General features: G+C 77.2%; 1 protein-coding gene. It reads right to left on the bottom strand.

From position 1 onward, the window contains the following. Positions 1–79: 79 nt before the first annotated feature. Positions 80–16402, bottom strand: a complete 16323-nt coding sequence (locus ACH4E7_RS30415; RefSeq protein WP_396252349.1) for an SDR family NAD(P)-dependent oxidoreductase — start codon at positions 16400–16402, stop codon at positions 80–82. Positions 16403–16441 lie beyond the last annotated feature (39 nt).

The raw sequence follows: 16441 nt of genomic DNA, 5'->3' as shown, positions 1-16441 counted from the left end.
GGGTGGGAATCCTCGCAGTTCGGAAGGGTGGCACGGGTCCGTGGGACGGCCCCGGGGCGGACGGCCCCGGGGCCGGTCCTCAGGCGAGTCCGAGCTCGCGGTCGATCAGGTCGAACATCTCGTCGTCCGTGGTGTCGTCGAGCGCGTCGTCCGGCCCGGCGGCGGCCGCAGGCGACTCGGTCGCTTCGCCGTCGAGCCGCCACTGGAGGCTCTTGAGGCGGGCGAGGAGGCGGGTCCGGGAGTCGGCGTCCAGTTCGGTGGCGCCGAGCGCGCTCTCCAGCTCGTCGAGTTCGGCGAAGACGGGCCGGTCGGGCGCCGCGGTGCCGGTGGGCGCGCCGACCAGGTCGCGCAGGCGCCCGGCGAGGGCGGTGGGCGACGGATGGTCGAAGATCGTCGTGGTGGGCAGCCGCAGGCCGAGTTCGGCGTTGAGGCGGTTGCGCAGCTCGACGGCGGTCAGGGAGGACATGCCGAGGTCGAGGAAGCCGCGCTCGGGTTCGACGGCCTGGGGCGAGGCGTGGCCCAGGACGGCGGCGAGGTGTCCGACGACGACGTCCAGCAGCAGCTTCTCCTGCTGGGCGGCGGCGAGGCCGGGCAGCCGGTCCAGGACACCTCGCTCACCGGTCGCCGTGCTCCCGGCCGGGCCTGCGGCCGTGCGCCGGACGGCGCGGCGGGGAGCGAGCTCGGCGAAGAGCGGCGGAGCCCCGGCCATGGCGAGGGCGTGCCGGTCGAGCCGGATCGGGGCCAGGTGCGGTCGGTCGACGCCGCTCGCGGCGTCGAGCAGGGCGAGGCCCTGGACGGCCGTGAGGGGCAGCATGCCGGAGCGCGCGAAGCGGGCGATGTCCACGGCGTCCAGCGTGGACGTCATTCCACTCGATTCTCCCCAGTATCCCCACGCGAGGGAGACGGCCGGGCGGCCTTCGGCGCGGCGGTGGTGGGCGAGGGCGTCGAGGAAGGCGTTGGCGGCGGCGTAGTTGGCCTGGCCGGGGCCGCCGGCCGTGGCGGCGAAGGAGGAGAACAGGACGAAGGCGGAGAGGTCGAGGTGACTGGTCGCCTCGTGGAGGTTCCACCCGGCGTCGACCTTGGGGCGCAGCACCTCGGTGAGCTGGTCGTCCGTCAGGCTTTCGAGCAGTCCGTCGTGCAGGACGCCGGCGGCGTGGACGACGCCGGTGAGCGGGTGCTCGGCGGGGACGGTGGCGAGGAGCGCGTCGAGGGCGGCGCGGTCGGCGGTGTCGCAGGCGGCGACGCGGGCGTCGGCACCGAGGGCCGCGAGGTCGGCGAGGAGTTCGGCGACGCCGGGGGCGTCGGGGCCTCGGCGGCCGGTGAGCAGGAGGTGGCGCACGCCGTGTTCGGCGGCGAGGTGGCGGGCGACGAAGGCGCCGAGGGTGCCGGTGCCGCCGGTGATCAGGACGGTGCCCGCGGGGTTCCAGGACCACGCTCGGCCTCCCCCGGGGGCCAGGGGGCGCAGCCGAGGTGCCGTCACCTCGCCGCCACGGACGGCCAGGCGTGGCTCGTCGGGGACGGCGAGGGCGGTGGGCAGGGCGGCGTCGGAGGCCGGGGCGCCGTCGAGGTCGACGAGGAGGAAACGGCCGGGGTTCTCGGACTGGGCGGAGCGGATGAGTCCGTGGGCCGCCGCCTGGGCGAGGACGGTGGCCTCGGTGGCGGGGGCTGCGGCCTCGGCGCCGTGGGTGAGCAGGGCGAGGCGGGCGTCGGCGAGCCGGGGTTCGCCGAGCCAGGCGCGGGCGAGGCCGTGGGCGGCCCGGACGGCGCGGTGCGCGGCGGTGACGGGGACGCCGTCGTCGGCCGTGGTGAGGCGGTGGACGACGGTGGCGGGTGCGGGTTCTCCGGCGTCGAGGGCGGCGGTGAGGTCGGTGAGGTCGGCGTAGGCGCGGGCGCCGAGGGCGGCGGCGAGCGCGTCGTCGCCGAGGACGGCCGTGTCCCCGAGGTCAGCGGCAGGGACCCCGCTCCTGGGTGTCGGGGCCCACTCGACCGCGTAGAGCGGGTCGGCCGCCGGGGCGAGGTGCTCGGCCGCGATCGGGCGGACGGTGACGGCCTCGGCGGTGAGCACGGAGGCGCCGTCGGCGTCGGCGGCGGTGAGCGCGTGGCTGCCGCCGGCGGCCGGCGTGAGCCGGACGCGGAGCAGGGCGGCGCCGGTGGCGTGGACGGTGACGCCGCGCCAGTCGGTGGGCTGGGCGGGGTCGGTGCCGCCCGGGAGGGCGGCGAGCAGGGACTGGAGCAGCCCGGGGTGGACGCGGAAGCCGGCCGTCTCGGTGCGGTGCTCCTCGGGCAGGGCGACCTCGGCGAACAGCTCGTCGCCGCGCTGCCAGCGCGCGACGACGGTGCGGAAGCGCTCGCCGTACTCGGTGCCGTCCGGCTCGGCGGCCAGCGCGCGGGCACCGGCGGGGGGCCATTCGGTCAGGGCCGTGCCGTCGGCGCCGCCAGTGGTCGGAGTGCCAGTGGTCAGGGTGCCGGTGGCGTGGCGGGTCCACGGGGTGTCGTCGGGCGCGCCGGTCGGGCGGGCGTGGACGGTGAGGGCCCGTCGGCCGTCGGCGTCGGCGGGTCCCGCGGTGAGTTGGAGGTCGACGGTGCCGTGGTCGGGCAGGGTCAGCGGGGTGAGCTCGGCGAGCTCGGCGACCGTCGGGCAGCCCGCCTCGTCGCCGGCCCGGACGGCCCAGTCGAGCAGCGCGGTGCCCGGCACGACGGCGGTGCCGCGCACCCGGTGGTCGGCCGTCCACGGGTGCGTCGTGGTGCCGATCCGGCCGGTGAGCAACACGGTGTCGGCGTCCGCGAGGCGGACGGCGCGGTCCAGCCCGCAGGGTTCGAGGGGCGCGCCGGTGCGGGCGGCGTCCTGGGCGAGCCAGTAGCGGCGGCGCTGGAAGGCGTAGGTGGGCATGTCGACGGGCCGGCCGCCGGCGAGGGCGGGGCGCCAGTCGATCCGCACGCCGCGCACGTGGGCCTCGGCGAGGGAGGTCAGCAGCCGGGCCGGGCCGCCGTCCTCGCGCCGGACGGTGCCGAGCACGACGGCCTGGGCGCCCGCGTCGGCCGCGGTGTCCTCGACGGCCATGGCGAGCACGGGGTGCGGGCTGCATTCGAGGAAGGCGTCGTGGCCCTGGGCGAGCAGGGCGCGGACGGACTCCTCCAGGCGGACGGTCTGCCGCAGGTTCCGGTACCAGTAGCCGGCGTCGAGCGGGGTGTCGCCGAGCCAGTCGGCGGTGACGGTGGAGAAGAACGGGATGCGGGCCTCGCGCGTGGTCAGTCCGGCGAGTTCGGTGAGGAGGGTCTCCTCGATCCGCTCGACCTGGGCGGAGTGGGAGGCGTAGTCGACGGGGATGCGCTTGGCCCGGACGCCGTCGCGGGCGCAGCCGGCCAGGAGGTCGTCGAGGGCGGCGGTCTCGCCGGAGACGACGACGCCGGACGGGCCGTTGGCGGCGGCCACCGAGATCCGGCCGCCGTAGGGCTCGATGCGGGCGAGGACGTCGGCGTGGGACTGCGGCACCGACACCATGCCGCCGTGGCCGGAGAGGCCGCGGGCGATGGCCTGGCTGCGCAGGGCGACGACCTTCGCGCCGTCCTCCAGGGAGAGCGCGCCGGCCACGCAGGCGGCCGCGATCTCGCCCTGGGAGTGGCCGAGGACGGCGGCGGGGGTGACGCCGTGGGCCTGCCAGCAGGCGCCGAGCGCGATCATGGTGGCCCACAGGACGGGCTGGGCGACGTCGACGCGGTCGAGTGACGGCGCTTCGACTTCGCCGCGAAGGACGGCTTCGAGGGACCAGTCCGTCCAGGGGGCGAGGGCCTGTCCGCAGGCGGCGATCCGCTCGGCGAACTCCGGTGAGGCGTCGAGCAGTTCGGCGCCCATGCCGGCCCACTGGGAGCCCTGGCCGGGGAAGACGAGGACGACCCGGCGGTCGCGCCCGACGCCGTGCCGGCCGGTGACGACGCCCGGGGCGGGCGTTCCGTCGGCGAGCGCGGCGAGGCCGGCCCGCAGGTCCTCGGTGCCCGTGCCGACGACAGCGGCGCGGTGCTCCAGCAGGGCGCGGCCGGTGGCGAGGGAGTGGGCGAGGTCGAGCGGCGCGGCGGCGCTGACGTCGAGGTGGTCGAGCAGCGCACGGGCCTGGCCTCGCAGGGCCTCGGCGCTGCGGGCGGAGAGCAGCCAGGGCAGGGCGGGGCGCTCGGTCGCGGGGGCGACCTCGGGCTCCTGGTCCGGGGCCTGTTCGAGGATCACGTGGGCGTTGGTGCCGCTGAGGCCGAAGGACGAGACGCCGGCGCGGCGGGGCCGTCCGGTGGCGGGCCAGTCGCGGGCCTCGGTGAGCAGGCCGACGGCGCCCTCCGTCCAGTCGACGTGCGTGGTGGGCCGGTCGATGTGGAGGCTCTGCGGGAGGGCGGCGTGCCGCAGGGCGAGGACGGTACGCATGACGCCGGCGACGCCCGCGGCGGCCTGGGTGTGGCCGAGGTTGGACTTCACCGAGCCGACGAGGAGCGGGTGTTCACGCTCCTGGCCGTAGGTGGCGAGGAGCGCCTGGGCCTCGATCGGGTCGCCGAGGCGGGTGCCGGTGCCGTGCGCCTCGACGGCGTCGACCTCGGCGGGCGTCAGGCCCGCGTCGGCCAGCGCGGCCCGGATCACCCGCTGCTGGGACGGGCCGTTCGGGGCGCTGAGCCCGTTGCTGGCGCCGTCCTGGTTGACGGCCGAGCCGCGCACGACGGCGAGGACGGGGTGCCCGTTGCGCTGCGCGTCCGAGAGCCGCTCGACGAGCAGCACGCCGACGCCCTCGGAGAAGCCGGTGCCGTCGGCGGCGTCGGCGAAGGGCTTGCAGCGGCCGTCGGCGGCCAGGCCGCGCTGGCGGGCGAAGTCGACCGGGATCATCGGCGTCGACATCACGGTGACACCGCCCGCGAGGGCGAGCGTGCACTCGCCGCCGCGCAGCGCGCGGACCGCGAGGTGGAGCGCCACCAGGGACGACGAGCAGGCGGTGTCGACGGTGACCGCCGGGCCCTCCAGGCCGAGGGTGTAGGCGACGCGGCCGGAGATCACGCTCGCGGCGTTGCCGGTGCTGACGTACGGCGCGGCCTCGTCGGGGATGCGGGCGACCCGGTCGAGGTAGTCGCTGGAGGACAGGCCGGCGAAGACGCCGGTGCGGCTGCCACGCAGCGTGCCGGGGTCGATTCCGGCGCGTTCCAGGGCCTCCCACGAGGTCTCCAGGAGGAGCCGCTGCTGCGGGTCCATCGCGAGGGCCTCGTTGGGGCTGACGCCGAAGAAGGCGGCGTCGAAGCCGGCGGCGTCGGCGAGGAAGCCGCCCTCGCGGGTGCGGGAGGAGTCGGGGTGGTCGGGGATGCCGTCGTAGAGGCGGTCGAGGTCCCAGCCGCGGTCGGCCGGGAAGGGGGCGATGGCGTCGGCGCCGTCGGACAGCAGGGTCCACAGGTCGTCGGGGGTCGCGACGCCGCCGGGGAAGCGGCAGGCCATGCCGACGATCGCGATCGGCTCGTCGGCGGTCTGGAGGGCCGCACCGGCCGCGGTCGCCCCGCCGGTGCCGGTGAGGCCGTCGGCCAGGTGCCCGGCGAGGGCCCCCGGGGTGGGGTGGTCGAACACGAGGGTCGCGGGCAGCCGCAGGCCGGTCGCGGTGTTGAGGCGGTTGCGCAGTTCCACGGCGGTCAGGGAGTCGAGGCCGAGGTCGCGGAACGGCCTCGTGGCGTGGACCTGGTCGGCCGAGGAGTGGCCGAGGGCGGCCGCGGTGCAGCCGCTCACCAGGTCGAGCAGCGCCGCGGCGCGGTCGGCCGGGGTGAGCCCGGCGAGGCGGGCGCGCAGCCCGTCGGCGGCCTGGGCGCCCTGCGCGGTGCGGCGGGCCGGGGTGCCCCCAGGAGAAAAGCGCAGCAGGGAGCGCAGCAGGGCGGGGAGTTCCGCCGCGCCGCGCGCGCGCAGGGCGGCGGTGTCGAGGCGGACGGGGACGAGCAGGGCGCGGTGGTCGGCGAGGGCGGCGTCGAACAGGGCGAGGCCGTCCGGGGTGCTGAGGGTGAGCGCGCCGGACTGCTCGGCGCGCGCCCGGTCGGTGGCGCCGAGGTGGGAGGTCATGGTGCTGGCCTGTGCCCACAGGCCCCAGGCGAGGGCGGTGGTGGGCAGGCCTGCGACGCGGCGGTGCTGGGCGAGGGCGTCGAGCCAGGCGTTGGCGGCGGCGTAGTTGCCCTGGCCGGGCGAGCCGAAGACGCCGGCGGCGGAGGAGAACAGGACGAGGTCGGCGAGGTCGAGTCCGCGAGTGAGCTCGTGCAGGTGGCGCGCGGCGTCGGCCTTGGGGCGCAGCACGGCGGCGAGCCGGTCGGCCGTCAGGCCTTCGACGACGCCGTCGTCGAGGACGCCGGCCGCGTGGACGACGGCGGTGAGCGGGTGCTCGGCGGGCACGGCGGCCAGCAGGGCCGCCAGGGCGTCGCGGTCGGCGGTGTCGCAGGCGACGACGGTGACCTCGGCGCCGAGGGCGGTCAGCTCCTCGGCGAGGGCGGCCGCGCCGGGGGCGCCGGGGCCGCTGCGGCCGGCGAGCAGCAGGCGCCGCACGCCGCGCGCCGTGACCAGGTGGCGGGCGAGTTCGGCGCCGAGGGTGCCGGTGCCGCCGGTGATCAGGACGGTGCCGTCGGCGTCCCAGGGGCGCGGGACGGTGAGCACGATCTTGCCGGTGTGCCGGGCCTGGGCCATGTACCGGAAGGCCTCGCGGGCGCGGGTGACGTCCCAGCAGGTGAGCGGGAGGGGGCGCAGGGCGCCCCGCTCGAACAGCTCGACCAGGTCGGCGAGCATCTGGCCGATCCGCTCGGGCCCGGCCTCCTGGAGGACGAAGGCCCGGTAGCGGGCGCCGTCGTGGGTGGCGGCGACCTCGGCGGGGTCGCGGACGTCGGTGCGGCCCATCTCGATCAGCCGTCCGCCGGGTCCGAGGAGGCGCAGCGAGGCGTCGACGTACTCCCCCGCGAGGGAGTTGAGGACGACGTCCACGCCTTCGCCGCCGGTGGCGGTGCGGAAGCGCTCCTCGAAGTCGAGGGTTCGGGAGGAGGCGACGGCGGTGTCGGGCAGGCCGTCCGCGCGCAGCAGGTGCTGCTTGGCCTCGCTCGCGGTGCCGTAGACCTCGGCGCCCCAGAGGCGGCCGAGCTGGGTGGCGGCCATGCCGACGCCGCCGGTCGCGGCGTGGACGAGGAGGCGTTCGCCGGGCTGGAGGTCCGCGAGGTCGCGCAGGGCGTAGTAGGCGGTGAGGAAGACGACGGGGACCGAGGCGGCCTGGGCGAAGGTCCAGCCCTGCGGGACGCGGGCGAGCAGGCGGTGATCGGTGACGGCGAGCGGGCCGAACCCGCCCGGGACCATGCCCATCACGCGGTCGCCGATGGCGAGTCCGGTGACGCCGGGGCCGAGTTCGCGTACGACGCCGGCCGCCTCGGAGCCGAGGAAGCGGGCGCCGCCCGGGTACATGTCGAGGGCGTTGAGGACGTCGCGGAAGTTGAGGCCGGCGGCGCGGATCTCGATGCGGACCTCGCCCTCGGCGAGCGGCGCGGCCGCGTCGGGACTCGGCAGGAGTTCCAGGTTGTCGACGGTGCCCTTGGTGCGGATGTCGAGGCGCCACGGACCGTCGGGCACGGGCAGCGGCTCGGCGGTGTGGGCGCGGGCCAGGCGGGGGGCGTGGGCGGTGCCGTGGCGCAGGGCGAGCCGGGGTTCCCCGGTGGCGAGCGCGGCGGGCAGGGCGCGCCAGGAGGCGGGGTCGTCGTCCAGGTCGGCGAGGACGATGCGGCCGGGGTGCTCGCTCTGGGCGGAGCGGACCAGGCCGTGGACGGCGGCGGCGGGCAGGTCGTGGACGTCCTCGGCGGGGTCGGCGGCGACGGCGCGGCGGGTGGTCACGAGCAGGGTGGCGTCGGGGCGGTCGTCGGCGAGCCACGTCTGGAGGACGGCGAGGGCGCGGTCGAGGGCGTCGAGCGGCTCGTCGCCGCTGAGTTCGACGAGCGTGACGTCCGCGTCGGCGCCGAGGGTGACGCCCGCCTCGGCGAGGGCCGCCGCGTGGGCGGGCGGTTCGCCGAGGACGGTCCAGCCGGCGGGGGCCGGCCCCGGCTCGGGGAGGGTCAGGGCCGGCCAGTCCAGGTGGAAGAGCGCCTCGCGCGCCACCCGGGCGGCCGGGTCGAAGGCGCCCTCGGCGAGCGGGCGCACGGCCAGGGCCTCGATGGCGGCCACCGGGCGGCCGGCCGGGTCGGTCATCGCGACGGACACCGTGTCGGGCCCGGCCGGGGTCAGCGTCACCCGCAGCGCGGTGGCCCCGGCGGCGTGGAGCGTGACGCCGGTCCAGGCGAACGGCAGCCCGGGGCGGCCCGCCAGCGGGCCGAGCCCGGCCGGGTGCAGGGCGGCGTCGAGGAGGGCGGGGTGCAGGCCGTAGCGGGCGGCGTCGGCGCGGGCCGGCGCGGGCAGCTCGACCTCCGCGTGGACGACGGCGCCGAGGCGCCAGGCCGCGCGGACGCCCTGGAACACCGGGCCGTAGCCGTAACCCTGCTCGCGCAGGCCCGGGTAGAAGCCGCCGACGTCGATCGGCTCGGCGCCGACGGGCGGCCAGGCGGCGGACGCCGGCGCGGGCTCGGCCCCGGCGGGGGCGACGCTGCCGTCGGCGTGCCGGGTCCAGCCCTCGGCCGCCTCCGGGGCGGCCGGGCGGGTGTGCAGGGCGACCGGGCGCCGGCCCGTGTCGTCCGGGGCGCCGACCTCGATCTGCACCTGGAGCGCACCGCGCTCGGGCAGCAGGACGGGCGCGTGCAGGGTCAGTTCCTCGATGCGCCCGCAGCCGAGCTCGTCGCCGGCCCGGACGACCGCCTCGACCAGCGCGGCGCCGGGCACCACGACGGTGCCCGCGACGGCGTGGTCGGCGAGCCACGGGTGGGTGTGCAGCGACCAGCGGGCGGTGGCCACCAGCCCGCCGCCCTGGGCGAGTTCGACGGCGGCGCCGAGCAGCGGGTGCTCCGGCGCGGCCAGCCCCGCCGTGGTGACGTCGCCACCCGTCCCGCCCGGGCGCGGCCAGTAGCGCTGCCGCTGGAACGGGTACGTCGGCAGTTCCGTGGCGCGCGCGCCGGTGCCGGCGAACAGGAGGTCCCAGTCCACCCGGGCGCCGTGGTTGCGCGCGTCGGCGAAGGCGAGCAGGAAGCGGCCGGGGCCGCCCTCGTCGCGGCGCAGCGTGCCGAGGGCGGCGGCGGGCAGGCCGCTGTCCTCGATCGTCTCCTGGACACCGGTGGTCACCACGGGGTGCGGGCTGACCTCGACGAACACCCGGTGACCGGCGGCCAGCAGGGTGCGGGTGGCCTGCTCGAACTCCACGGTGTGGCGCAGGTTGCGGTACCAGTACGCGGCGTCCAGCCCGGCGGTGTCGATCACGGCGCCGGTGACGGTCGAGCAGAACGGGACGTCGGCGCCGCGCGGGGCGATCGGCGCGAGGAGGTCGAGCAGCTCGTGCTCGATGCGCTCGACGTGCGCGGAGTGCGAGGCGTAGTCGACGGGGACGCGGCGGGCCCGCACGCCGGTCCGCTCGCAGTCGGCGATCAGCTCCGCCAGGGCCTCGGGGTCACCCGAGACCACCACCGAGCCGGGTCCGTTGACGGCGGCGACGGAGATGCGCTCGTCCCAGCGCATGAGGCGCTCACGGACGGCGGCGACCGGCTCGGCCACCGAGACCATGCCGCCGAGGCCCGCGAGCCGCCGGATCGCTCGGCTGCGCAGGGCGACGACGCGGGCGGCGTCGTCGAGGGAGAGCGCGCCGGCCACGCAGGCGGCGGCGATCTCGCCCTGCGAGTGGCCGAGCACGGCGGCCGGTTCGACGCCGTGCGCGCGCCACAGTCCGGCCAGCGACACCATGACGGCGAAGAGCACGGGCTGCACGACGTCGACCCGGTCGAAGCCGGGTGCACCGGGCTGGCCACGCAGGACGTCCGTCGCCGACCAGTCGGTGTACGGCTCCAGCGCCGCCGCGCACTCGGCGAAGCGCTGTGCGAACACCGGCGCGGTGTCGAGGAGTTCGACCGCCATACCGACCCACTGGGAGCCCTGGCCGGGGAAGACGAACACCGGTGCTCCCTCCCCTGCGGCCTGGCCCTCCAGGACGGCGGGGGTGGCGCGGCCTTCGGCGAGTGCGTCCAGACCGTCCAACAGCCCGGCCCGGTCGGGCGCGACGACGGCGGCCCGGTGCTCCAGGGCGGTGCGGGTCGTGACGAGGGAACGGGCGACGTCGTCGAGGGCGGGCTCGGCGGCACGGACATGGGCGGCGAGGCGGCGGGCCTGCCCGCGCACGGCCTCGGGGGTCCGGGCGGACAGCAGCCAGGGCAGCGGGCGGGCGGCGGCCGGGCGCTCGGGCGGCGGCTCGGGCGTGGGGGCCGCTTCGAGGATCACGTGGGCGTTGGTGCCGCTGACGCCGAACGAGGAGACGCCGGCGCGCGGCGGCCGTCCGGTCTCGGGCCAGGACCGGGCCTCGCTCAGCAGTTCGACGGCGCCGGCGGTCCAGTCGACCTGCGCGGTCGGCTCGTCGATGTGCAGGGACTTCGGGAGCTCGCCGTGCTGCATCGCGAGCACGGTCTTCATCACGCCGGCGACCCCGGCGGCGGCCTGGGTGTGGCCGATGTTGGACTTCACCGAGCCCAGGAGCAGCGGGAGTTCGCGGTCCTGGCCGTAGGCGGCGAGGAGTGCCTGGGCCTCGATCGGGTCGCCGAGGCGGGTGCCGGTGCCGTGCGCCTCGACGGCGTCGACCTCGGCGGGCGTCAGACCGGCGTCGGCCAGCGCCGCCCGGATCACCCGCTGCTGCGACGGGCCGTTGGGCGCCGTCAGCCCGTTCGAGGCGCCGTCCTGGTTGACGGCGGAGCCGCGCACGACGGCGAGGACGGGATGCCCGTTGCGCCGTGCGTCCGAGAGCCGCTCGACGAGCAGCACGCCGACGCCCTCGGCCCAGCCCGTCCCGTCCGCGGCGGCGGCGAACGGCTTGCAGCGGCCGTCGGGGGCCAGGCCGCGCTGGCGTGAGAACTCGACGAACACCTGCGGCGTGGACATCACCGTCACGCCGCCCGCGAGCGCCAGCGAGCACTCGCCCCGGCGCAGCGCCTGGGCGGCCAGGTGCAGGGCGACCAGCGAGGACGAGCACGCGGTGTCGACGGTGACGGCCGGGCCCTCCAGGCCGAGGGTGTAGGCGACGCGGCCGGAGATCACGCTCGCGGCGTTGCCCGTCATCACGTGCCCGGCGACCCCCTCCCGGGCCGCGTCCAGCAGCACCTGGTAGTCCTGGAAGTTGGAGCCGACGAACACGCCGGTCCGCGAGCCGTGCAGCGCCCCGGGGTCGATGCCGGAGCGCTCGACGGCCTCCCAGACCGTCTCCAGCAGGAGCCGCTGCTGCGGGTCCATCGCGAGGGCCTCGCGCGGGGAGATCCCGAAGAAGGCGGCGTCGAAGTCGGCCGGGGCGGTGAGGAACGCGCCCTCGGCGACGTAGCTGGTGCCCTCGTGGTCAGGGTCCGGGTGGTGCAGGCGGTCGGTGTCCCAGCCCCGGTCGGCCGGGAACGGGCCCACCGCGTCGCGGCCCTCGGCGAGCAGTCGCCAGAGGTCCTCCGGCGACTCGATGCCGCCGGGGAAGCGGCAGGCCATCGCGACGATCGCGATCGGCTCGTCGGCGGCGACGGCAGGGGCCGCGAACGTCTCGCCCGCGGCCGTGCCGGCCAGCTCGGCGCGCAGGTGCGCGGCGACGGCGGCCGGGGTCGGCTGGTCGAACAGCAGAGTGGCGGGCAGGCGCAGACCGGTCGCGGCGGTGAGGCGGTTGCGCAGCTCGACGGCGGTCAGCGAGTCGAAGCCGAGGTCCCGGAACGCCCGGGCGGCGTCGACGGTCGCGGTGGAGGCGTGCCCGAGGACGGCGGCGGCCTCGGTGCGGACGAGCTCCAGCAGCAGGCGCTCCTGCTCGTGGGCACTGCGGCCGCGCAGCTGATCGGCCGGCGGGGAGTCGGTGGTCGTCGTGGCGACGCCCTGGTGGACCGCGCGACGCACCTCGGGCAGGTCCGCGATCAGCGCGCTCGGACGGGCGGCGGTGAGCACGGGGGCGAGCGCGCTCCAGTCCACGTCGGCCACGGTGAGGCCGGAGGCATCCGCGAGCAGGGCCCGACGCAGCGCGGCGACCGCCCGCTCCGGGTCCATCGGGGCGAGCCCGCTGCGCCGCATCCGCCCGGTGAGGCCCGGGTGGTCCCCCGCCATGCCGGCCCCGGCCCAGGGGCCCCAGGCGACGGCGGTGGCGGGCAGCCCGGCGGCGCGGCGGTGCTCGGCGAGGGAGTCGAGGTAGGCGTTGGCGGCGGCGTAGTTGGCCTGGCCGGGGTTGCCGAGGACGCCGGTGATCGAGGCGAACAGGACGAACAGGGCGAGGTCGTGCCCGGCCGTCAGCTCGTGGAGGTTGCGGGCGGAGACGGCCTTGGCGCGGAGCACGGCGTCGAAGCGGTCGGCCGTGAGGCTCTCCAGCACGCCGTCGTCGAGGACACCGGCGGCGTGGACGACGCCGGCGAGCGGGTACTCGGCGGGGACGGCGGCGAGGAGGGCGGCGAGCGCGTCGCGGTCGGCGACGTCGCAGGCGGCGAGGGTGACGCGGGCACCGAGGGCGGTCAGCTCGTCGCTCAGCTGCTGCGCGCCGGGGGCCTCGGGGCCACGGCGGCCGACGAGGACCAGGTGCTCGGCACCGGCCTGGGCCAGCCAGCGGGCGACGTGGGCACCGAGGGCGCCGGTGCCGCCGGTGACGAGGACGGTGCCTCGGGGCGCGGTCCAGCCGTCGGGGGCGTCCGACGCGGGCGCCGTGCCCGGAGCGCCCGGCCGCACCCCGCCACCCGCGTCGGCGACCGGCACGGCCTGGCCTGCGGCCACGGGCTCCGCGCCCACCGTCGCTCGTCCCTCCGGCGCGGACGACGGCGGCGCCGCCGCGCGGCCGGGCACCGGCGGGAGGTGGCGGCGCGTCAGGCGGCGGGCGTAGGCGCCGGAGCCGCGCAGGGCGAGCTGGTCCTCGGCGGTCTGGGCGAGGAGGCCGGCCAGGCGGACGGCGGTGCGGGCGTCGGGGGCAGCGGGCAGGTCGATCAGGCCGCCCCAGCGCTGCGGGTGCTCCAGCGCAGCCACCCGGCCGAGGCCCCACAGCTGCGCCTGCTCGGGCTCGCTCACGCGGTCCGCGCCCTCGGCCGCGACGGCTCCCCGGGTGAGGCACCAGAGCCTCGCCGGACCGCCCGCGGCCTCCAGGGTGTGCAGCGACTCGACGGTCGCGGGCAGGTAGCGGGGGACGAGGTGGTGGTCGGGGTGCGGGCGGCCGTCGGCGGCGAGGAAGGAGAGGACGCCGGCGAGCGGCTCGCCGGAGCCGTCCGCAAGCAGCGAGGCCAGGGCCTCGGTCCCCGCCACCCGCTCGATCCGCAGGCCGCGCTCGGCGAGGGCGTCGAGGACGGCCTCGGGCCATTCCTCCTCCGCGCCCTCCGGGACGACGGCAAGCCAGCGGCCCGGCGGTACGGCGTCGGTGAGGCCGCGTACGGGCACCCAGCTCGTCCCGTACGTCCACCCGTCCAGCGCGCCGAGCAGGCGCCGCTGCCCGCGCCAGGAGGCCAGGACGGGCAGCAGGTGGTCGAGCGAGGCCTCCGCGGCCTCCTCCGCGATCCCGAGGACGGCCGACGCCTCCCGGAGGTCGCCGGCCTCGACGGCCGTCCAGAACGCGTCCTCGACCAGGTCGGCGGAGGGCGCTCCCGCGTCACGGTGCTGGAGCTCGGGCAGCCAGTAGCGCTGCCGCTGGAACGCATACGTGGGCAGGTCGACGCGACGGCCGCCGGACCCGGCGAGCACCGCCGCCCAGTCCGGGCCCGCGCCGCGCACGTGCAGGCGGGCAAGTGCTTCCAGGAGGGCCAGCCCCTCGGGACGGTCCTTGCGGAGCACGGCGGCGGGGGCCGCGTCGGCGGGCAGCGACTCGGCCGCCATCGCGGTGAGGACGCCGTCCGGGCCGAGTTCGAGGAAACGGGTGGCTCCGGCCTCGTGCAGCGTGCGGATGCCGTCGCCGAAGCGGACGGCCTCGCGGACGTGGCGCACCCAGTAGTCGGGCGAGGTCAGGCCCTCCGCCAGTTCGCCGGTCAGGTTGGAGACCAGCGGGATCGACGGCGCGCTGTAGCTCAGCCCGTTGAGGACGGAACGGAAGTCCTCCAGCATCGGGTCCATCAGCGGCGAGTGGAACGCGTGCGAGACGCGCAGCCGGGTCGTCTTGCGGTCGGCGAAGTGCGCGCGGATCGCCTCGACGGCCTCCTCCGTGCCGGAAACGACGACAGAGGTCGGGCCGTTCACGGCGGCGATCGACACCAACTCGCCCAGCAACGGCAGGACTTCGTCCTCCGTCGCCTGCACCGCCAGCATGGCGCCACCCGAGGGCAGCGCCTGCATCAGCCGGCCGCGAGCGCTCACCAGCGCGCAGGCGTCCTGCAGGGAGAACACCCCGGCGACGTGCGCGGCCGCCACCTCACCGATCGAGTGCCCGGCCACGAACTCCGGCCGCACACCCAGGGATTCCATCAGCCGGTACAGCGCCACCTCGACGGCGAAGAGCGCCACCTGGGCGTACTCCGTCCGGTTCAGCAGTTCCTCGTCCGATCCCCAGACGACGTCCCGCAGCGGCAGATCCACCGCCCCGCACACCTCGTCGAAGGCCTGAGCGAACGCCGGGAACCGGCCGTACAACTCCCGCCCCATCCCCAGCCGCTGCGACCCCTGACCCGAGAACAGGAACGCCGTCGCCCCCTTCTCCGCGACGCCCGTCACGCGGCCCGCTCCCCCGCCCCCGGCGGCCAGGGCGTCCAGGGCGCGCAGGCGCTCCTCCGGGTCGGCCGAGACGACGACGGCCCGGTGGGCCATGGCCGTCCGGCCGGTCGCCAGGGAATACGCGACGTCGGCCGGGTCGAGCGGTCCGCGCGTCCGGAGGTGGGTGGCCAGACGTCCGGCCTGGGCCCGCAGGGCCGTCTCGTCGTGCGCCGACAACACCCACGGCAGCACCGCCTCGGGCGCGGCCTCGGGCGCGACGTCAACGGCGGGCTCCGCCGGCGCCGCCTCCAGCACGACGTGCGCGTTGGTACCGCTCACGCCGAAGGAGGAGACCGCCGCGCGCCGGGGCCACGCGTTGGCGGGCCACTCCCGGGCCTCGCCCAGCAGTTCGGCGGTGGCGGCGGTCCAGTCGACGTGCGGGGTCGGGGCGTCGAGGTGCAGGGTGCGCGGCAGCAGGCCGTGCCGCATCGCGAGCACCGTCTTGATCACCCCGGCCACGCCGGAGGCGGCCTGGGTGTGGCCGGTGTTGGACTTCAACGCGCCTATGAGCAACGGCTGTTCGCGGTCCTGACCGTACGTCGCGAGCAGGGCCTGCGCCTCGATCGGGTCGCCGAGCCGCGTGCCCGTGCCGTGCGCCTCGACGACGTCCACCTCAGCGGGCGTCAGACCGGCGTCGGCCAGCGCCGCCCGGATCACGCGCTGCTGCGACGGCCCGTTGGGCGCCGTCAGCCCGTTCGAGGCGCCGTCCTGGTTGACGGCCGAGCCGCGCACTACGGCCAGCACCGGGTGGCCGAGGCGCTGCGCGTCGGAGAGCCGCTCGACCAGGAGGACGGCCGCGCCCTCGCTCCACGCGGTGCCGTCGGCCGCCGCCGCGAAGGGCTTGCACCGGCCGTCGGCGGCGAGGCCGCCCTGCCGGGAGAACTCGGTGAACATCTGCGGGCTCGACATCACCGTCACGCCGCCCGCGAGCGCGAGCGTGCACTCGCCACGGCGCAGCGACTGGACGGCGAGGTGCAGGGCGACGAGGGAGGAGGAGCACGCGGTGTCGACCGTGATGGCCGGGCCTTCGAGGCCGAGGACGTAGGAGACGCGGCCGGAGGCGACGCTGACGGTGTTACCGGTCAGCAGGTGTCCGGCGGCGGTCTCGGCGACCTGGCCCGCGGTGGTGGAGGCGCTGTCGTAGCCGCCGTGTCCGGCGCCGACGAACACACCGGTCGGCGTGCCGGTCAGCGTCCCGGGGTCGATACCGGCCCGTTCGACGGCCTCCCACGCGGTCTCCAGAAGGATCCGCTGCTGGGGGTCCATGGCGAGGGCCTCGCGCGGGGAGATGCCGAAGAACCCGGCGTCGAACTCGCCCGCGTCGTGCAGGAATCCGCTCTCGCGAGAGGTGACGGCGCCCTCGGGCAGGTCCCAGCCGCGGTCGGTGGGGAAGGCGGAGACGGCGTCGACGCCGTCGCACACCAGGTCCCAGAGCTCCTCCGGGGAGGTGACCCCACCCGGCAGTCGGCAGGCCATGCCGACCACGGCGATCGGCTCCCGGTGCTGCTCGGTCGCCTCGCGGAGCTGTTCGCGGGCCTCGTGGAGGTCCGCGATCGCCCGCTTCAGGTAGTCGCGGAGCTTGTCTTCGTTCGACATCGGGACGTCAACCTCTCCGGGGGTCGCCAGGAACGCGGT

The sequence above is a fragment of the Kitasatospora sp. NPDC018058 genome, from assembly GCF_044327205.1.
GTDB lineage: Bacteria > Actinomycetota > Actinomycetes > Streptomycetales > Streptomycetaceae > Kitasatospora.
This window is presented reverse-complemented; position numbering and strand designations above follow the sequence as displayed.